Consider the following 18,107-nt stretch of genomic DNA (forward strand, 5'->3'; position numbering starts at 1 on the left):
CGCACAGTCAGAAACCCTCGGCTGCTTTTGGCCGTTAGGGCCAGGACTCGACCGGTGGCTTCCGACCCAGAGCGGAAAATCGCGATTGGCTCCATAAACCGCGCCCTATCCCCCCCCTGCCTTTACGCTCACCGGGTCTAAATTGAGGTGGTGATGCGCGCTCAGCCTGATAAGCTGTGAACCTGTTCGCTTTGACAAGGCTAGCCGCCCCAAGATGAACTTTATTCCAAGCTGTGACCACAGAAAAGATGCCATCAGATCTCTCTCTGAAATCTACGCGGTTTCCACGAAGGAAATAGAAAGAGTTCTTCAGAATTCCGAAGTGCTAAAAATTGCAGAGGTGTATTCCCAAATTAATTCGCAGGGGTTCCACTTTGTTGTATGCCACTTACTAAATGCTTCCCCTCGCCCCGACATTATCTATGCTTGTTACTACCATTCGACGAGCTACGATGGCTGTCCTTCGTGGTTTGATGAAGGGCTACTTAGTTCGTCGCAAGGCGCGGAGCGATTTTTAGAAAAAATCATAGAATGGCTCCCTGTTGAGAAGCAAGTTTCTGCAAAGACGGCGGTTAAAGTTATCGTGAAGCGCCGTAGCGAATACGAAGGTGCCACCGCTGAGACGTGTGGTCCATATGCATGGGATACTTTTACTGCTGCCAGCTCTAGTCCTAACGGAGTTCGCTATCGGGTTCCAGAAACGATCCAGGATTTGTGGTCCTCCAGCTTCTGTGGGGGCGGTGGGTTGATCGACTTGAGGGAAGTCATCGGAGAAAGACTGAAACCTGTAGTAGTTAAGTTTAAAGTGAAAATTTCGAGTATCGATAACTACTGCGCAACCCTTTGGGCCTATTTGCTATCGGATAACGGTGAGTGCCACCTTACTCATACATTCATGGGAGATGGACAAACTGTAGTTAAGGATGACATTATTGCACTGATGGACGTTTCGTAGCAAATGACTTGGGCGATACAGTCGGCACACCTCTAATCAGTCGGAATGGAAGCAGGAAATTGTTGAAATTTTCTTTTGATGATTTGCGAAAATACACTGCCTTGGCATCTGTGTTTTTTTGTGCATTACTCTTATTGGCTTTGGGCCCTTCGTTTCAACAACATGTCTTGGCTCTGCTAACTAGCCCCGACTCTAGCCTGTATCAAAGTGTTTATAAGGATGCTTTAATACAGTTCCCAGACTTTAAAAAATGGGTTGCTGGGATTAATTATTTTTTGTACAGCTTTGGCGCTGCGGCGTTGACTTGGTGCGTAGTAAAAAGCCGTTCAGTGCGTGGTGCCGTTGTTCTTTCCTCAGTAGTTCTTTTTGTATTTTTAAATGCTTTGGATGTCGGCGTTAATTTCTGGTATGGGAATTTAAATTATACTCATTTGTCGGAATGCGTGGTTGGTAATTTAATTGGTGCGCCCCTAACTTCTGCTGTGTTGGTTGTAATTGTATGGTTGTCTCAGAAGGCCAAGGCAAGTGTTGGTGAGCATGTAAAAATTTCTGAGTTTGTGTCGGCCGTTTTGCCAGCCGTATGCGGAGGATTGGTTTTCCTTTTTCAGTATTATGTGCTTGCGCTATTTTTTAATCCGACACCCTCCTATGTGGAGGCAAAGACGTCACCAAAGTCTGGTGCTGCTTACATTATTGATAAGGATGTTAAAGAACGGCGGCTAGCGAAGGAGGCGGAAAGTTGTGCTTGCGATCCGAAAGAAAAGGGGGGGATGAGGAAGATTTTTCTTTGCTTAAGGGTGGGTTTAAAGGTGAGCTTATGCTTCAGGCTATTTCGGAAGATGCAAAGCTTAGGTGGAAGGCATCCAAGTTAGAAAGTTATGAGCTCATTGTAAATGCTGTAGATGGGTGTATGGAAGATGGCGCGTTAAATGCCAAAGCTAAAAAGTGGAGCGCGTTAAAATTAAAAGACGTAGAGGATTTTTCGCTAGCCATCGATAGTGGAATGGTTACTCTGAGCGCGAAAGCGGATAGTGGGCAAGTCGATGTGCTAAACTCTCAGATATTCCCTACATGGAGTGTCAAAGAACCTGAAGGCCATTCGTTGCATAGGTTCGTTTCTTCGAGTGAAAAAGTGAATTACTGGGGTCCAGAAGGCTCTAATAAATTTGTAGTGCAATTGCCTTTGTTGGAAGTGAGCGACAGGTCTGATGTTGCATCTAAGCAAAAAACCATAAAGATAAATGCGAATGGTACTAGCTATATATTTTCATTCAAGCCAGCCAGTAAAGAAAGCGTAACAAAAGCCTGCTCTTCATTTGACTTGTCGGCTCCGTCGTTGTCTCCAAATGTTAACGTGTCGAAGTCTGGCTTGGTTCAAATTATTGTTGAGCTTCGTCGTCTGGGAAGGGTTAATACTTTCAGTTTTGCTAAAATTAGTCCGTTCGAAATTACTGGTGTATATGGTTGGTTGTCAGTAAGCAAGCTTTCGGCAGACCGCGTCGCAGGTTTAGTATCTCCAGGGATTGTGCAGGGGTTGCAAATTGCCGGAAATATTGATTATCTTCGCTTAAATGGGGAGGAAGTAAAAAACCTGGACAGTCGTCAGTTTTCATTTTATAACGGCTCCCTCAAAGTTAGAGTCGATGATGAGGGGGATTTTGTTTATCAAGGTGTAGCCGATTGGGTATGGGCTGATGGGAAACGACTGAATAGGACACGCTGGGAGAGTTTAGATGGAGCCACTCAAGGGATATTGTTGACTCTAGCTGGATTGCTGATTATTGCTTTCTTTAGAGTTCTCCATATTTGTATGCGTGACAATGACTCCTACAGGTTTTGATTAAGTTTAGTACTTGATTGAGATATCAAACTGCGAGGGGGGGCTAAGTTGCCCGGTGGCCGGCCCCATGGTAGTTATTGAAGGGGCATGTCTTGAATTTCCGCTCTGGCCGCTAGTTGCCCCTCGCTACAGGTTGCTCGCGGTCATATGCGGACGTCTGGTGGGTAAAGCTCTGGCCCGCCATGGCCTGCTCCCCCTCTTGTCGGGTGACAAACCGAGCCTCCGCTTATGGCCGATTGCAGCCTTCGACCAAGGGCCGCTACCGACCCACAGCGGCCATTCAACTGCTGGCGCTATTTATTATTCTCTTGCCCTCGCCGTTCCTTGGTGTAACGCCATTTGCCATTCGCCTCCTACTTGGCGCCATATCGGGCTGCTCAAAGATTCGCTACCGCCGCTCGGATCAAGAACAGCGCATCGATAGGTGGTCAGCACCGCTGTTCTGGAGAGGATGCGTATCTGAAAATCGTTGATCTGACGCTGGACAGAGTCTTGTTCCAGGTGGGTCCAGTGCCTGCGCGAAGGCCTCGCTGGCGCGGTAGAGGCGCGGGTCGCTGGACAGCCCGCCGGCAATGAATGGCAGCGGCTCGCCACCGAGCACGTTCTGGATCAGCGAAGAGTCGATGTAGGGCATCCGGTAGCGAAAGCCGATATCCGTGCCGGCCATGCCGTCGTGTACTTCGTCCGGGTGAAGCACCAGTGTATTGCCCGGCACGCCATGGCACAGCGCCCCTTAGTAGTGAAAGCGCTGAACACCGGCAAGGGTACGACCTATCGAGTAGGCATCGTGCCGGTGGCTGTCGCGATATCAACTTCGACCCCACCCTGGTGCCGTCCGGCATCGAGCTTTCGAACGATCCTGTGCTGGCAGCGCGGGCGGGCATCTACTCGCACTCTTACAATGCGCGTCTGCGCGAAATCGCGCTCGGCAAGGTCACCGACGCCATTGGCGAAAAGGATGACAAATGATGCAATACCTACCAACCGACCGTACGGCCAGCCCCCGTCACTTCAACTTGACCGCCAGGCTCCTGCACTGGGTGATGGCTATCGCCATCCTGGCCATGCTGTTCATCGGGGTCGCCATGATGTCCTCACTGGCCCTTCGTCCCGTATTGATCGATCTGCATCAGCCTTTGGGGATCGCCATCCTCTGCCTGGCACTGGTGCGCTTGGTCAACCGTCTTTACCGGCCGGCGCCGGCACTGCCCGCGAGTGTTCCGCGCTGGCAAGTCGCAGCCGCACATTTGTCGCACGCCTTGCTCTACCTGTTGATGGTCGGGTTGCCCTTGCTCGGCTGGGCGGTGCGTTCGGCAGGCAACTGGCCCGTCATCCTGGTGGGCGACTGGAGCCTGCCTGCGATCGTGCCTGAAAATCCGGTGCTCTACGCATGGCTTCGGCTGGCGCATGGAACACTGGCGTGGCTGCTCTTCGCGATCATCCTGGGGCATCTTGGTGCCGCTTTGATGCACGCCTGGGTTCATAGAGACGGTGTCTTTTCCAGCATGGCCCGGGGAAGCAGCAAACAACAAACCCAACCTGAATCCGGCTCAAGGCCAACGTCTTGAATCGATAGCGTTCAGCTGTCACTGACCGCTATCGGCTTGCGCGAGGCAGCCTCAGATGCCGAAGAAGCCACGAGCGTTATCCGCACAGATGCGCGCCTTCTCCTGATCGCTCAACCGGGGATGCTCCAGCACACCGGCGCCAATGGCCTGTTCGCCCAGCGGGAAGGGAGAATCTGAACCGAGCATGACGCGATCCTCCCCCATGACATCCACCAGCAAACGCAGCGCACCAGGGTCGAAGACCGCGGAGTCGACGAAGAAGCGTTTGACATAGCTGGACGGCAGCTGCGGGCAATCTTCGCGGACAATGTCCCTGTGGCGCCAGGCGTTGTCGACTCGTCCCAGGAGGAAGGCGAAGCCGCCGCCGCCATGGGCGAAACAGATGCGCAGGGATGGCGGCAAGCGTTCGAAAGCGCCGGAAAGAATCAGCGACAGAATGCCCAGTTGGGTCTCCGCCGGCATCGCCACCAGCCAGGGCAACATCCATTTTTTCATGCGCTCGCGGCCCATCATGTCCCACGGGTGCACCAGCAACGGGATGTTTTCCAGCGCACAGTGGTGCAGGAAGGTGACCAGGCCTGCGTCGTCCAGGTCGTGGTTGCCCACATGGTTGCCAATCTGCACGCCGATATGTCCCGAGGCCTTGGCCCGGCTAGCCTCGCGACAGGCCGCATCGATATCCTGCAGGGGCACCTGGGCCAGCACCTTGAGGCGAGCGGGTGATACGGCCGCCATCTCCAGGGCTCGATCGTTCATCATCTGTGTCCACGGCAGCGCCTGCTCGATGGGCTGGTCGTAGCCGAACATCACTGGAGTCGCGCACATCACTTGCACGTCCAGCCCTTGTTCATCCAGGTGCTCGATACGGCGCTGCGGATCCCAGAGCACATCATGTACCGGACGGAACGGTTTATCACCGAGCATGATCTGCCCCTGACGCCCCTCGGTATGTAGCCAAGGGCCACGCTGGGGGTTCAGGCGTGCCGCCTCGGCCTGGGTGATACGGGGAAAAAAGTGCGAATGGATGTCGATTTTCATACGCCATGGATCTCCCGCAGGGTCTTGTGCCAGGTCTGCCAGTCGCGACCTGGGTGGATTTCGCCACAACCCGGGCAACGACGCTCCTCGTCGGAAGTGGCATAGAACTGGTCGTATACCGGTGGAAGATCGGCAACGATGCTCTTCAGCCTCAATTCGTAGCGTCGAACCACGGTGCCGCAGCGTGCGCAGGACCACTGCAGGGCGTCGTACTGCCCTTCCGGGCGGCGATGCTCCACCACCAGGCACAGGCTGCCGGGCTCGGGACGCTGCGGCGAATGGATAACGTGCGGGGCCATCAGGTAGATATCGCCTTCCTTGAGGTCGACACGCTCGTAGCGCCCTTGGTCCCAGATGTTCAAGTACGCATTGCCCTTGAACTGGTAGAAAAATTCCTCCACTGGGTCGTCATGGAAGTCGGTGCGCTGATTGGGCCCGCCGACCACGGTGACCATGTAATCGCTGCCCTGCCAGATCTGCTGGTTGTTCACCGGCGGCTTGAGCAGGTGCGCGTGCTCGTCGATCCAGCGGTTGAAGTTGAAGGGTGCGCCGAAGTGATGCTTGTCCATTGTTCTTTCTCCCAGCAGTTCAGTGGCGACGCGGTGCGTACGCTATGGCCTTGATCTCGATACGCAGATGAGGGTGCGGCAACTGGTGTACGGCTACGGTGGTCCGGGTCGGGCCGCTTTCGTCAAAGAACTCGGCGTAGACCTCGTTGTATCCGCCAAAGTCGTTCATATCGACGAGGAAGCTGCTGATCTCCACCACGTCCGCAAGGCTTGCACCTGCAGAGGCGAGGATGTCGCGCATGTTTTCGATCACTGCGCGGGTCTGTGCCCGAATGTCCAGCCTGGTGGTGCCCAGGGCATCCACCTCGACGCCTACGAAACTGTTGTCCGGGCGTCGTGAGCTGGTACCCGAGACGAAGAGAAAATCCCCCGCACGCTTGATATGCGGGAAGCGCCCACGCGGTGTGGCCTTGCCGGCGACGACCGTGGCCTTGACGTCACTCATGGCTGGCACCTCCGTTGCTACCGCGAACGCTGAAGCTGCTCTGCCCCACGCCATGGACGTCAACACTGACATGCACGCCCGGGTACAAAGCCACCGCAGCGGTAGCGGCGCCTGCCATCACCAGGCTACCTGCGGGCAATTCCAGTTCGGCGGCATGGAGCAGACGCGAGGCCTGCACCAGGCTGCGCAGAGGATTGCCGAGGATCGCGGCAGTGGAACCGGCCTGAGCCACACGGCCATCCAGGCGCAGCACTACACCTGCGTTGTCCAGCCCCGAGAAGTCCCGCGACCAGGGGCCAAGGGTGAGACCCGCCGAGGAGCAGTTGTCCGCCACCACATCCTCCAGGCTGAACTTGAACGCCTGGTAGCGGGAATCGATGATCTCCAGCGCGGGAGCCACCGCCTCGACATAGTCGGCCACTTCCAGGAGGGTCAGCGGGCGATCGATGGCGCGCCGCGTGAGAAAGCAGACCTCCGGCTCGACCCGCGGGTGGATATAGCGGGCCAGGTCCACCAAGCCGCCGTCCTCTTCCACCATGGTGTTGCTGAGCCAACCCCAGATCAGGCTATCGACCCCCATTTGCACCATCTTCGCGCGGCTGGTGAACCCCAGCTTGATGCCAATGCAGTACTCACCATCGGCATAACGGCGCTGCATGGAAGCGCGCTGGATGAGATAGGCGTCATCCAGGGAAAAGGCGGTGCTGCCGCTGAACTGTGCCAGTGGTTCGGCGCTTCGCGCAGCCTGGTCGAGGGCTTCGGCGATACGAGCAATATCGGTATTCATGCACGCTTCTCCAGTGATGGCTTCAATAAGTCGAGTGCGACGTCAACGATCATGTCTTCCTGGCCACCGACCATCCGCCGCTTGCCCAGCTCGACGAGGATGTCCACGGCCTTGATGCCATAGCGGGCAGCGGCCACTTCGGCATGGCGCAGAAAGCTCGAATAGACCCCGGCGTAACCCAGGGCCAGGGTTTCACGGTCCACCCGTACCGGGCGGTCCTGTAGCGGGCGCACCAGGTCGTCGGCGGCATCCATCAGCGCGTACAGGTCGGTACCGTGCTGCCAGCCGAGCTTGTCGGCAGCGGCGATGAACACTTCCAGCGGTGCGTTGCCGGCGCCGGCGCCCATGCCGGCAAGGCTGGCGTCGATGCGGTCGCAGCCCTCCTCCACCGCAGCGATGGAGTTGGCCACGCCCAGGCTGAGGTTATGGTGGGCATGGATACCGGTGTGGGTGGCCGGGTCGAGCACGGCCTTCAGCGCGCGCAAACGCGCACGGATATCGTCCATGTTCATCGCCCCGCCCGAGTCCACCACATAGATGCAGGTGGCACCGTAGCCCTCCATCAATTTGGCCTGCTGCGCCAGCCCTTCAGGCGTTTGCATGTGGCTCATCATCAGGAAGCCCACGGTGTCCATGCCCAGCGTACGGGCATACTCGATGTGCTGGCGCGAAACGTCCGCCTCGGTGCAGTGGGTGGCCACGCGGACAATGCGGGCTCCGGCGTCGTAGGCGTTCTTCAGGTCATGGAGGGTGCCGATCCCTGGCAGCAGCAGCGTGGCGATCCTGGCGTGGTTGACCGCGTCGGCAGTTGCTTCGATCCATTCGAGGTCGGTGTGGGCACCGAAACCGTAGTTGAAACTGGAACCCCGCAGGCCATCGCCATGGGCGACTTCGATGGAGTCGACCTTGGCCCGATCCAGAGCCGTGGCGATGGCGCGAACGTCATCCAGTGAATACTGGTGGCGGATGGCGTGCATGCCATCGCGCAGGGTCACGTCGCTGATATAGAGCTTCCTGCCGTTCATGCCGAGGCCTCCATTGCTTGTCCCATGCGCTCGGCGGTGGCCAGCGCGGCGGAGGTCATGATGTCGAGGTTGCCGGCGTAGGCCGGCAGGTAATGGGCCGCGCCTTCGACCTCGAGGAACACGGAGGTCTTGAGCCCGGTAAAGGTCCCCTGCCCGGGGACCTTGAGGCCGTGCACCTCTTCGAACTGCACCTGCTGTTTGAGGCGGTAGCCCGGCACGTAGGCCTGCACCGCGGCCGCCATTTCCTCGATGCTCGCCGCGATGCGCTGGCGCTCGGCGGGCTCGCTCAGCATGTACACGGTGTCGCGCATCATCAGCGGCGGCTCGGCGGGGTTCATGATGATGATCGCCTTGCCCCTGGTCGCCCCTCCGATCACCTCGATGGCCTTGCTGGTGGTCTCGGTGAACTCGTCGATGTTGGCCCGGGTGCCGGGGCCGGCGGACTTGCTGGCGATCGAGGCGACGATCTCGGCATAGTGCACCCTGGCCACCCGCGATACCGCCGCGACCATCGGAATGGTGGCCTGGCCACCGCAGGTGACCATGTTGACGTTGGTCGCCTGCAGGTGTTGCTCGAGGTTGACCACGGGCACGCAGTACGGGCCGATGGCGGCCGGGGTCAGGTCGATCATGCGCAGGTCGGCCTTGTGCCGGCGCAGCAAGGCGTCGTTGGTAACATGGGCCCCGGCGCTGGTGGCGTCAAAGACGAACTCGATGTCCTTGAACACCGGCAGGCGGATCAGCCCTTCCACCCCTTCGTGGGTGGTGGCCACGCCCAGGCGGGCGGCACGGGCCAGGCCGTCGGAGGCCGGGTCGATGCCGACCATCGCGGCCATCTCCAGGTACGTGGCGTTGCGCAGGATCTTGATCATCAGGTCGGTGCCGATGTTGCCGGAGCCGATGATGGCGACTTTGCGTTTCTGGCTCATAAGGCCTCCTTACTCGGCTTGGGCAAAGGACGCGGTGACGCGGCCCAGGCCCTGGATCTCAGCGGTAAAAACATCGCCCGGGGTCACTGGCACCATCGGCCCCAGGGCACCGGTCAACACCACGTCACCCGCGCGCAGTGGCTCACCGAGACGGACCATGGTATTGGCCAGCCACACCGCTGCATTCAGGGGGTTTTCCAGGCAGGCCGCGCCAGCGCCAACCGATACGGGTTCGCCGCGCAAGCTCAAGCACATGCCACAATTCACCAGGTCCAGTTGCCCCAGGGACACCGGCCGGCTGCCGAGCACGAACAGCCCGGACGAAGCGTTGTCGGCGACCGTGTCGAGCAAACTGATGTCCCAGTTGACAATACGACTACCGACAATTTCGATGGCCGGCAGGGCGAAGGCAGTAGCACGGATAATGTCGGCCAGGGTGTTGCACTCAAGGCACAGATCGCGCTCCAGAACCAGGGCGATCTCGGCCTCTACCTTGGGCTGCTGGCAGTCACTCCAGGTGATGGGCTGGCCATCACCTCGCGCCATCTGAGCGAACAGCCGACCGAAGTCTGGCTGGTCCACCCCCAACTGGCGCTGGACAGCACCGGAGGTCAGGCCGATCTTGTGACCTACCGGGTTCCAGCCAGCGGCAATGTCGGCGGCGTTGTTGTACTGCTGCACGGCGTAAGCCTGCGTTAGTGCGGGCCCGCCCTGCTCGGCGGCCGCACGCTCGATGAGCTCGCGTACTGGCGCGCACGGCCTGCCCTGTTCACGAGCCTGGCGCAGACAGGCTGCTGCTTCGGCGATTGCTGGATGCATGGCGTACTCCTGTCCTTACGGATTGACACAAATGGTGGTGAGCTCGGAATAGAAATCCAGCGAGTGGCGACCGCCTTCGCGGCCAAGCCCGGACAGGCGGGCACCACCGAACGGCGTACGCAGATCACGCAAGAACCAGGTATTGACCCACACCATGCCAACATGGATACGTCGCGAGAAACGGTGGGCCCGCTTCAGGTCGCCGGTCCACAGCGAAGCGGCCAGGCCGTAGGCCGAATCATTGACGCGCTGCAGCACTTCCTCATCGCTGTCGAAGGGGGCGATGTGGCAGACCGGACCGAACACTTCTTCGCGCATGCAGCGAGCGTCATCGGCAAGCCCGGTCCAGATGGTCGGCTGGATAAAAGCCCCGTGGTCGCGCTCGTCGCCGAATTCCGGCACACCGCCACCACTGACCACCGTGGCGCCCTCCGTTAGCGCCAACTGGAAGTAGCCCAACACCTTGTCGCGGTGCTTATGGGAAATCAGCGAGCCCATGTTCACGCCGTCTTCGTCGGGATAGCCGATCTTCAGCTTTTCGGCACCGGCCTTGAGCGCCGCGACAAAGCGCTCGTAGATCGACCGCTCGACATAGACCCGCTCGGTGCACAGGCACACCTGGCCAGAGTTGGTGAAACTGGAACGCAACACACCGGCAACGGCCGCGTCAAAGTCGCAATCGGCGAAAACGACTGCGGCATTCTTGCCACCCAACTCAAAGGACACCTCGCGTACGCCCTCGGCAGCGGCGCGCATGATGGTTGAGCCGGTGCGCGACTCACCCGTGAAGGTAATGGCATCGACATCAGGATGGCGGGTGAGAAACTCTCCGGCAGAGGCAGGACCAAAGCCATGCACAAGGTTGAATACCCCTACGGGTACACCGGCCTCGTGCATGACCTCGGCCAGCAGCGTGGCACTGGAAGGCGTATCCTCCGACGGCTTGACCACCACGGAGTTACCACAGGCCAGCGCAGGCGCGACTTTCCAGGTAAGCAGCAACAGCGGCAGGTTCCACGGCGAGATGATGGCCACCACGCCGTGCGGCTTGCGCACGGTGTAACTGAAGACATCCGTGCCATCGCCGGTGCGCATTTCAAAGAGCTCGCTACCGCCCTGTCGCACCAGATCCGCGAAGGTACGGAAGTTCTGCACGCCCCGTGCAACATCCAGGCTGCGCGCCTGATGCACGGGCCGACCGGTATCAGCGACTTCGGCAGCCACGAAGTCTTCGAATCGACGCTCGATGCCGTCGGCGATACGCCCGAGCAACTCGGCTCGCTGGGCAGCGCTGAATCCACCCCAAGGCCCCGACTGGGCGAGTTTCGCCGCTTCGACGGCAGCATTCACTTCATTTTCGCCAGCCTCGCACACCTGGCCCAACAAGCTCCCGTTGACCGGCGATATATTGTCGAATCTACGGTTACTGTCGACGAACGTTCCAGCAATATAGTGGCGATATAAAAGTTTGGACACAGCAACCCCCTGAGCAGAATGTTTTCCGCAAGTCTTTGAAGGCCACCTATTAATTAAATAGAACGACCTTCATCTCGTATAAGAAGCAGGCGTAACTACGCTCACCTTGCAAACTTGAAAGGCATGCTTTAAGCAATTACGCACCAACATGAACTTGGCAAAAACGTGTTAATTCGAATGCCTGATCATCCGGAGCCGCCGCAAGGGCAACAGCCGGTCACAGGTAGCGGGCGAAGTCGGCCTGTACCCTTGCCCGATCAGCCGCGAGCTTTTGCGCAACCTGCAGTGCCATGGGGTCTGGATAGACTTCAGGAGCACCGCTGGCCAACCCCGTCACAATCGCTTCGGCCACTTCCCGTGGGCTGGCCTTGGCACCCGCGACGCCATGGCTCATCGCCGTATCGATCACGCCGGGGAGCACGGCCATCACTTGCACCTGGCCGGCCAGTTCGGCCCGAGCCGCCTCGGTCAGGCGCAGCGCGGCCGCCTTGGACGCACACAGCGACCCCATCGCTGGCAGGGCCACCCGCGCCAGGATCGACAGGACGTTGACCATGGCGCCCGCTCGCTCGACCAGCGTCGGTGCAAAGGCACGCATCATCGCCAGCGTGCCGAAGTAGTTCACGGCCATCTCCTGGGCAGCGGCATCGGGCTCGTCGGTGCCCAGCAACCGCTGCTGCCGGTTGACGCCAGCGTTATTCACCAGGATATCGATCCCGAGCTGCCCTGCGGCCCGTGCTACGTGCTGCGGCTGCGTCACGTCCAGGGGCACGACCTCTACCTGCGGGTGATCGAACACCAGGCGTTCAGGGTTGCGGCAGGCAGCGTAGACACGCCGTGCCCCGGCGGCCAGAAAGGCCTCGATCAACGCAAGGCCCAGCCCACCGTTGGCGCCAGTGATCAGCACGTCCTTGCCCGCGGCAGTGGTAGCGCTCACAGGTGCTCGCTCGTGGCCCAGCGGGCCATCAGCGTGTTCGAAGGCAGCGATTCATCCAGCAGTTTCCTGGCCGTTTCGATGCCCGCCACCGGAAGCCCTTCGGGATCGAGCAGGCCGAGCTGTACCAGCACCGAAGCCTGGTCCCAGTAGATGTGCTCGTGGTAGAGCTTGTCGCCGCGGAAGTTGACCACCGCCACCATCGGGATTTCCACGTATTTGCCGGTGGGTGCTATCCCAGGCAGCATGTAGTCCATTTCGCACGTGTGGGTGAAGGCCATGATGAATTCATCCACCACCTGGTAGGCGCCGACCGTGCGAGAAATCGGAATCATCCTGGTGTCCTCGGGGTTGGCGTGGACAAAGTGATGTTGGTAGAAACGCCCGAGTTGCTTGCTGCCCACCCCACCGGTCAGGGTCGGAATGTGGTTCACGTAAGGCTCGGCGACCATGGTCGCCAGGGTAGCCGGCACGTCTCGGGTAACGAACTCGTGGTGGATGTGCTCGTCCCACAGGTCCGAAAGGTTGTAGGCCGGCCCGATGTATTTCTTCAACGCGCCAATGGTGCGCCCATGGGCCATGAGGGCCGAGGGTTTGTGGAAGTGATCGCTGCCCAGGCGGGCAAAGGCATGGTCGGCACCTTCGTAGGTATACAACTCTACGTCTGGACGGCCACCCAGCACCCCGGCGATCTGCGCACGGGTCGCTCCGTCGCACATGCCGTCGAGTTCGCCGTGGTGCAGGACCAGTCCGCCGCTCAGGCCATTGGCTTCATCCAGGTACTTCTCGATGCCCATGCCGTAGTAGCCCACCGCAACGGCGACATCGGTACGGGTGGCGGTAAGGTAGGCCAGCTTGCCCCCCAGGCAGTAGCCCACAAAGCCCAGGGCCGGCCCGCTGACCTCGTCCAGGGTCCGCAGCGTGTCGAAGGCGGCCGCGATGTCGTCCACGGCCTTGTCGAGGTCCAGTGCGGTGTAGAGGCTCAAGGCCTTGTCGAAATCCGCAGGGGTGTAGCCCAGGTCGATTCCCGGCTGCAGCCGCCAGAACAGGTCCGGCACCAGCACTACATAGCCTTCCTCGGCATACATCTGCGCCACTTCGCGCATGTTGGCGTTGACGCCGAAAATTTCCTGGCCCAACACGATGCCGGGGCCCTTGCCTTGAGGCGGCAGCGCCAGATAACCCTTGAAACTTCCAGCCTGGTCTCGCGCCAGAATATCGATGTATTTGCTCATCTCATTACTCCTTTTACGGTAAGCGGATTAGGTGTTGCCCAACAGGAATCCTTTGCCGAAGCAGCCGTTGATGAAGCGCTGCCAACGGCGCCCTCTACAGCAGCTTGAAAGGGAATTCGGTGATCAGGCGAATCTCGTCCATGTCACCGCGTGGTTCGGCCGAATTACCACGGTGCACGCCGTAGCGCGCCCTCAGGCTGAGGTTTTTTGCCGGCCCGCTTTGCACCACGTATTGCATCTCGATATTGCGTTCCCAGTGGCGCCCGCCATCCTCAAAGCCGAGGGAATAGTAGGAACTCTCCGGCACGATGTTGGAGCCTTTGCCACCTTGGCCCTGGATGTAGCGAATCATGAACCTCAGGCCAGGTAAGCCGCGCGCGGTGAAGTCATAGTCGTAGCGAACCTGCCAGGACCGATCGTTGGGCGCGTTGAAGTCACTGAGCTGTACGTTGTTAGCCAGCTGGGCCACGGTGGTTTGCCCGTCACGGAACGCCATGTAGTCGAAGGGCGTGTCGCCTTGCACCTTCTGGTAGGCAAGCATGATGGAATGAGCGCCGAACTTGACGCCCGGGGCAAAGGACCAGGTCAGGTTATCGATGGGCCCGCCATGGGCGGCACCGATGTCGACCGTGCGGTAGAGGCTGAAACTCAAGGTTGGGGTCAGCCCCTCGACCACGGTAGGCAAGTAGCGCAACCCCAGGTAATCCTGGCGCCAAAGATCCTCGGCACGTTGAGTGCCGAGGTAGCCTTTGACTGCGCCCTGCTCGTAATTCAGGCTCAGGTAATCGACCGTATTCGTCTGCGTGGCGCCATACAGCGAACGCAACGTGCTGTCGTTGCGGTTCTCCGAAGGCGCCTTGCCGGCGGTGATGTGGGCGGCATCGAAGGTCAGCGGTTGCAGGTCGCGGCTGGTGAGCTGCCATGCCGTCACCGTTTGCGGCAACAGGCGCCCGGTACCACCATCGGTGAAGAACACCGGGGACGTGCGCAATTCCATGGAGCCGTACTTGAGCACCGTTTCACCGGCCTTGAGCTTGAGCGCACCACCGCCCACGCTGTACTCATCGGCCACCTCCCCGTCGTTCCTGACGTGCAGCAGGTTGGTGCCGGTCCTGCCACGGCCACTGTCCAGCTTCAAGCCCGCATACAGATGCGCGTCGAAACCCAGGCCGACGACACCAGGCGTGAACGCGGAGATGTAGTCCAGTGTCAAGCCTTGGGCCCACTCCGCGCGATAACCGTTGACGGTGCCGGGTCGGCGGTTGGCACCACCGTTGCGGAAGTCACGGTTGAGATAAAAGTTCCGGGTTACACCGGACAAGGTTCCCTGCTGAAAATAGGTTGAAACATCGGCCCACGGGTCATCCGCCAAGGCCTGCTGGCAAGCCAGCGCCAGCCCTAGGCCGGACGCGAGCCGGTAATCGATTGCTGAAGGCATAACCACACTCCTGGGTACTCGTGTACACCACGCGCAAGGCCGTGGGGCCGTGCATGGTCAGTGGCTGACTGGCTGAGCGCAGGCCGACAGCGCCCGCCTTGGCAGGCGATGTCGGCTCTAACAGTGCTGTTTACAGGTCGCGGCAGGCCGGCTGGGCTACGATTCGCCGCTGTTCATCGATGGCGAGTTCGACCAGGGTGCCGGGGGGCAAGGGCCCTGCGGTCAGGGCAATGACCACTGGCCCTTCGCGCAGCTCGACGCTGGCCAGGTGAAGGTGCTCTCCTCCAGCCATGCCGACCCGCGCGCGCACCACGGTGGCCTGGGCAACCCGCCCGGCCTCGGCAGCCACGTCCTGCCATTGCGCCTCACCGCATCGCGGGCAGCAGTAACGCGGCGGGAAACTGGACTGGCCGCAACCTGCACATTGCTGGATCATGAACGCCATGCCACACCCCCTTGCCACCGTTCGAGCACCACCGCGTTGGCGCACATGCCATAGCGGTACTGGACCATGCCATAGCCGGTCACCACCGCCAGGCGAGCATCGCTGACCTGGCGTTCACCGGCGTTGCCAAGCAGTTGGGTGATGGCTTCGACCAGCCCATGCATGCCCCCCGCCGCTCCCGCCTGGCCGGCCGAGAGCTGCCCGCCGGATGTATTGACCGGCAATTCGAAACGGCCTATGCGTCCGAGCGCGCGCCGGTAGTCGCCGCCGGGGACAAAGCCCAGGTCGGCGAGCTGGATCAGGGCCATGACCGGATAGTCGTCATACACGCAAGCCAGATCCATTGCATCAGGCCCGGTATTGGCGCGGTCCCACAGCGTGTCGGCAATCTTTGCCAGAGGAGTCTGCAGGCCATCGCCCGCCTGGTGGTCATCGTTGTGGAGCGCCTTCACCGCGCGCACCGCCACGTTGACCCTGTTCCGAGCGAGATCGGCCCGGGTCAGCAGGATGGCGTTGGCGCCATTGACCACCGGCACGCAGTCATACCGGCATAGCGGGTCGGCCACCATGGGCGCGTCAAGGTATTGCTCCAGGGTCAGCGGCTCACGGTAAACCGCCAGCGGGTTGCGCTGCGCCCAGGCTCGCTGGGCGATGCACAGTTGTGCGTAGTCTTCGCGGCCAAGGCCGGTGCGTTGCGCATGACGCTGGGTGAGCATCGCGAACACCCCATTGGGGCCTCCGTGCTGAAGCGGCTTGAGGTATTCCTCGGTGGTACGGTTGTAATGGTCGACCAGGGTCTTGAAGTCCTCCGGGGTGAACGTATCGCCCGCCACCAGCACGATCACGTTGGCATCACCGTGCTGGATGGCACGCACGGCGTGCTGCAGCATATTGATCGCGCTCGCCCCGCCATTGCGATCATCCATGCACCAGCTCAGGGTCAACCCGAGGCGCCACGCCAGGTCGATGGCGTTGTCCGGCCTGTGGGTGAAGGACGCCACGCCCAGGCCGTCCACCTCATGGGCTGCCACGCCTGCCTGGCGCAGCAATTGCTGCACTGCCCTGCCGAGCAGTTGCGACGTCGACTCACCCGTGCCGCGCCGGTTGTAAGGCACCTCCAGTGCCCCAGCGATCAGCGCCACGGCGTCGTTGCTTGCTGACGGATTCATGGCCGCCCTCCCTTGGCCCGTACGCGGGTCTCCTTGGTGAAACACAGCGAGATGACCGTGACCAGCCCCAGCCCCATCATCATCAGGGACACTGGCCAACTGGCCTGGTAATGCGCCAGCAAGGCGGTGGCGATCATCGGCGACAGGCCGCCAGAGAATACGGAGGCAACCTCATGCCCCAGCGCCATCCCGGAATAGCGGACCTCAGTGCTGAACAGTTCGCCCATAAGGCTGGGCTGGGTACCGATCATGGCGCCATGGCAGATGGCATTGCCGAGCAGGAAGGCCAGCCAGATCCAGGCGGGATCACGGGTCTCGAGCAGCCAGAAGAAGGGAAAGGCCACCAGCACCATCCCTACGGCACCCACCATGTACACCGGCTTGCGCCCTATCCGGTCCGACAGACGCCCCCAGAACAGCATCGCCACCAGTTCCACGCAGGTGGACACCGTGACCCCCGCCAGCATCACGCCATTGGGCACACCGAGAAACTTGCCGTAGACCAGAGCGAACGCCAGCATGAGGTAGGAGCCGCCGTTTTCGGCCACCCGCAGCCCCATAGCCATCAGCACTTCCCGCGGGTGTTTGCGCAACACTTCCAGTACGGGCATATGCGCCGTCTTGCCGGTTGCCTCGGCTCGCTGGAAATCCTGGCTTTCGGGCAGTGAACGGCGGATGTACACGCCCAGGCCGAATATGACGATCGAGATCAGGAACGGGATGCGCCAGCCCCAACTGCGAAAATCCTCCTCTGGCAGCAACTGGACCACATAGAACGCCGCTGCAGACAAGACAAACCCACCGCCCACGCCGATCTGGCTGATCGACGCAAAGAAACCGCGGCGCTCTGGCGGTGCCGACTCGCTGATCATCAGCACGCCACCGCCCCACTCGCCGCCTGCCGCGATCCCCTGCAGGACACGCAACAACAGCAACAACGCGGGTGCCCACACCCCCGCCTGAGCGTAGGTGGGCAGCAGCCCGATCAGGAAGGTGGCGCCGCCCATGATCGAGAGCGTCCATACCAAGGCTTTCTTGCGCCCGTACTTGTCGCCGATATGGCCAAAGACCACCCCACCGAAAGGCCGAGCGAGGAAACCCAGGGCGAACCCGGCCAAGGCCGCGATGGTACCGACCAGCGGATCGGTGCCCTGGGGGAAGAACAATTCCCCGAATATGAGCGCCGCCGCTGTGCTGTAGAGAAAGAAGTCGTACCACTCCAGCGCATTGCCTGTAACAGAAGCCACGACAATCTTGCGAAAGGTTGTACGGTCGATCGGTGCGCGGTTTTCAACCGCAGTGGGAATGGGACTGTGTTCTGACTGGGTATCAGAAACTTCAAGCGAATGCGTGCCCGTCATGGCGGTCTCCGTCAATGACTGAATAATTATGAACGCTGTTGTTATTGTTGTTGCATCGTTTGTTATTGCACGGC

General features: G+C 60.1%; 19 protein-coding genes and 1 pseudogene. 5 read left to right on the forward strand and 15 right to left on the reverse strand.

What is annotated here, in order from left to right; genetic code table 11:
• The first annotated feature begins 214 nt into the window (after positions 1-214).
• The 3 genes from ACPFMA_RS21955 to ACPFMA_RS21965 are packed head-to-tail and all read left to right on the forward strand — an operon-like array spanning position 215 to position 2,795.
• Positions 215-955, forward strand: coding sequence for a hypothetical protein (locus ACPFMA_RS21955; RefSeq protein ID WP_425928735.1), 741 nt, complete (start codon positions 215-217; stop codon positions 953-955).
• A gap of 59 nt (positions 956-1,014) precedes the next feature.
• Positions 1,015-1,827, forward strand: a complete 813-nt coding sequence (locus ACPFMA_RS21960; RefSeq protein WP_425928736.1) for a hypothetical protein — start codon at positions 1,015-1,017, stop codon at positions 1,825-1,827.
• Complete coding sequence (locus tag ACPFMA_RS21965; protein ID WP_425928737.1) at positions 1,773-2,795, forward strand: hypothetical protein; 1,023 nt, start codon at positions 1,773-1,775, stop codon at positions 2,793-2,795. Before ACPFMA_RS21960 ends, ACPFMA_RS21965 begins: the two co-directional genes overlap by 55 nt.
• Positions 2,796-3,300: 505 nt before the next feature.
• Here ACPFMA_RS21965 and ACPFMA_RS21970 read toward each other — a convergent pair.
• Positions 3,301-3,597 (reverse strand): annotated as a pseudogene (locus ACPFMA_RS21970) (AraC family ligand binding domain-containing protein); the annotation flags it as partial.
• A 26-nt stretch (positions 3,598-3,623) separates the two neighbouring features.
• Between ACPFMA_RS21970 and ACPFMA_RS21975 the strand changes: the two are divergent.
• Both ACPFMA_RS21975 and ACPFMA_RS21980 read left to right on the forward strand, forming a co-directional pair.
• Entirely contained in the window at positions 3,624-3,764 is a 141-nt protein-coding gene (locus tag ACPFMA_RS21975) for a hypothetical protein (protein ID WP_425928738.1), read from the forward strand.
• Complete coding sequence (locus ACPFMA_RS21980) at positions 3,761-4,363, forward strand: cytochrome b (protein ID WP_425928739.1); 603 nt, start codon at positions 3,761-3,763, stop codon at positions 4,361-4,363. Before ACPFMA_RS21975 ends, ACPFMA_RS21980 begins: the two co-directional genes overlap by 4 nt.
• 51 nt (positions 4,364-4,414) lie before the next feature.
• Here ACPFMA_RS21980 and ACPFMA_RS21985 read toward each other — a convergent pair whose 3' ends face one another.
• The 14 genes from ACPFMA_RS21985 to ACPFMA_RS22050 all read right to left on the reverse strand — a co-directional run bounded on the left by ACPFMA_RS21985 (position 4,415) and on the right by ACPFMA_RS22050 (position 17,919).
• Complete coding sequence (locus ACPFMA_RS21985; protein WP_064302266.1) at positions 4,415-5,401, reverse strand: amidohydrolase family protein; 987 nt, start codon at positions 5,399-5,401, stop codon at positions 4,415-4,417.
• Positions 5,398-5,970 (reverse strand): 3-hydroxyanthranilate 3,4-dioxygenase, encoded by a 573-nt coding sequence (locus ACPFMA_RS21990; protein ID WP_064302267.1) that lies wholly within the window; start codon positions 5,968-5,970, stop codon positions 5,398-5,400. The genes ACPFMA_RS21985 and ACPFMA_RS21990 overlap by 4 nt, the downstream gene beginning before the upstream one ends.
• Positions 5,971-5,989: 19 nt before the next feature.
• Entirely contained in the window at positions 5,990-6,415 is a 426-nt protein-coding gene (locus ACPFMA_RS21995; RefSeq protein ID WP_064302268.1) for a RidA family protein, read from the reverse strand.
• On the reverse strand, positions 6,408-7,202 hold the full coding sequence (locus ACPFMA_RS22000) for a 2-keto-4-pentenoate hydratase (RefSeq protein WP_064302269.1): 795 nt from the start codon (positions 7,200-7,202) through the stop codon (positions 6,408-6,410). The genes ACPFMA_RS21995 and ACPFMA_RS22000 overlap by 8 nt, the downstream gene beginning before the upstream one ends.
• Positions 7,199-8,227 (reverse strand): 4-hydroxy-2-oxovalerate aldolase, encoded by a 1,029-nt coding sequence (gene mhpE / locus ACPFMA_RS22005; protein WP_425928740.1) that lies wholly within the window; start codon positions 8,225-8,227, stop codon positions 7,199-7,201. The genes ACPFMA_RS22000 and mhpE overlap by 4 nt, the downstream gene beginning before the upstream one ends.
• Positions 8,224-9,156 (reverse strand): acetaldehyde dehydrogenase (acetylating), encoded by a 933-nt coding sequence (locus ACPFMA_RS22010; protein ID WP_425928741.1) that lies wholly within the window; start codon positions 9,154-9,156, stop codon positions 8,224-8,226. The genes mhpE and ACPFMA_RS22010 overlap by 4 nt, the downstream gene beginning before the upstream one ends.
• 9 nt (positions 9,157-9,165) lie before the next feature.
• The gene (locus tag ACPFMA_RS22015; protein ID WP_425928742.1) at positions 9,166-9,975 is read right to left on the reverse strand and encodes a 2-keto-4-pentenoate hydratase; all 810 of its coding nucleotides are present in this window, start codon (positions 9,973-9,975) and stop codon (positions 9,166-9,168) included.
• 15 nt (positions 9,976-9,990) lie between these two features.
• The gene (locus ACPFMA_RS22020) at positions 9,991-11,451 is read right to left on the reverse strand and encodes a 2-hydroxymuconic semialdehyde dehydrogenase (protein WP_425928743.1); all 1,461 of its coding nucleotides are present in this window, start codon (positions 11,449-11,451) and stop codon (positions 9,991-9,993) included.
• A gap of 217 nt (positions 11,452-11,668) precedes the next feature.
• Entirely contained in the window at positions 11,669-12,388 is a 720-nt protein-coding gene (locus tag ACPFMA_RS22025; protein ID WP_425928744.1) for an SDR family NAD(P)-dependent oxidoreductase, read from the reverse strand.
• Entirely contained in the window at positions 12,385-13,620 is a 1,236-nt protein-coding gene (locus ACPFMA_RS22030; RefSeq protein WP_064302275.1) for a dienelactone hydrolase family protein, read from the reverse strand. Before ACPFMA_RS22030 ends, ACPFMA_RS22025 begins: the two co-directional genes overlap by 4 nt.
• Positions 13,621-13,714: 94 nt before the next feature.
• Positions 13,715-15,058, reverse strand: a complete 1,344-nt coding sequence (locus tag ACPFMA_RS22035; RefSeq protein ID WP_064302276.1) for an OprD family outer membrane porin — start codon at positions 15,056-15,058, stop codon at positions 13,715-13,717.
• Positions 15,059-15,188: 130 nt separating this feature from the next.
• Positions 15,189-15,503, reverse strand: a complete 315-nt coding sequence (locus tag ACPFMA_RS22040; RefSeq protein WP_425928745.1) for a Zn-ribbon domain-containing OB-fold protein — start codon at positions 15,501-15,503, stop codon at positions 15,189-15,191.
• Entirely contained in the window at positions 15,491-16,672 is a 1,182-nt protein-coding gene (locus ACPFMA_RS22045; RefSeq protein WP_425928746.1) for a thiolase family protein, read from the reverse strand. Before ACPFMA_RS22045 ends, ACPFMA_RS22040 begins: the two co-directional genes overlap by 13 nt.
• Complete coding sequence (locus ACPFMA_RS22050) at positions 16,669-17,919, reverse strand: MFS transporter (protein ID WP_240500612.1); 1,251 nt, start codon at positions 17,917-17,919, stop codon at positions 16,669-16,671. The genes ACPFMA_RS22045 and ACPFMA_RS22050 overlap by 4 nt, the downstream gene beginning before the upstream one ends.
• Positions 17,920-18,107: the final 188 nt, after the last annotated feature.

Origin of the sequence: Pseudomonas sp. NyZ201, from assembly GCF_049860765.1 — a bacterium.
Taxonomy (GTDB): domain Bacteria; phylum Pseudomonadota; class Gammaproteobacteria; order Pseudomonadales; family Pseudomonadaceae; genus Aquipseudomonas; species Aquipseudomonas bharatica.

Coding starts and splice junctions, on each gene's coding strand:
- ACPFMA_RS21955 (WP_425928735.1), top strand. CDS start 215: ATGAACTTTATTCCAAGCTGTGACCACAGAAAAGATGCCATCAGATCT.
- ACPFMA_RS21965 (WP_425928737.1), top strand. CDS start 1,773: ATGCTTCAGGCTATTTCGGAAGATGCAAAGCTTAGGTGGAAGGCATCC.
- ACPFMA_RS21980 (WP_425928739.1), top strand. CDS start 3,761: ATGATGCAATACCTACCAACCGACCGTACGGCCAGCCCCCGTCACTTC.
- ACPFMA_RS21985 (WP_064302266.1), bottom strand. CDS start 5,401: ATGAAAATCGACATCCATTCGCACTTTTTTCCCCGTATCACCCAGGCC.
- ACPFMA_RS21990 (WP_064302267.1), bottom strand. CDS start 5,970: ATGGACAAGCATCACTTCGGCGCACCCTTCAACTTCAACCGCTGGATC.
- ACPFMA_RS21995 (WP_064302268.1), bottom strand. CDS start 6,415: ATGAGTGACGTCAAGGCCACGGTCGTCGCCGGCAAGGCCACACCGCGT.
- ACPFMA_RS22000 (WP_064302269.1), bottom strand. CDS start 7,202: ATGAATACCGATATTGCTCGTATCGCCGAAGCCCTCGACCAGGCTGCG.
- mhpE (WP_425928740.1), bottom strand. CDS start 8,227: ATGAACGGCAGGAAGCTCTATATCAGCGACGTGACCCTGCGCGATGGC.
- ACPFMA_RS22010 (WP_425928741.1), bottom strand. CDS start 9,156: ATGAGCCAGAAACGCAAAGTCGCCATCATCGGCTCCGGCAACATCGGC.
- ACPFMA_RS22015 (WP_425928742.1), bottom strand. CDS start 9,975: ATGCATCCAGCAATCGCCGAAGCAGCAGCCTGTCTGCGCCAGGCTCGT.
- ACPFMA_RS22030 (WP_064302275.1), bottom strand. CDS start 13,620: ATGAGCAAATACATCGATATTCTGGCGCGAGACCAGGCTGGAAGTTTC.
- ACPFMA_RS22035 (WP_064302276.1), bottom strand. CDS start 15,058: ATGCCTTCAGCAATCGATTACCGGCTCGCGTCCGGCCTAGGGCTGGCG.
- ACPFMA_RS22040 (WP_425928745.1), bottom strand. CDS start 15,503: ATGGCGTTCATGATCCAGCAATGTGCAGGTTGCGGCCAGTCCAGTTTC.
- ACPFMA_RS22045 (WP_425928746.1), bottom strand. CDS start 16,672: ATGAATCCGTCAGCAAGCAACGACGCCGTGGCGCTGATCGCTGGGGCA.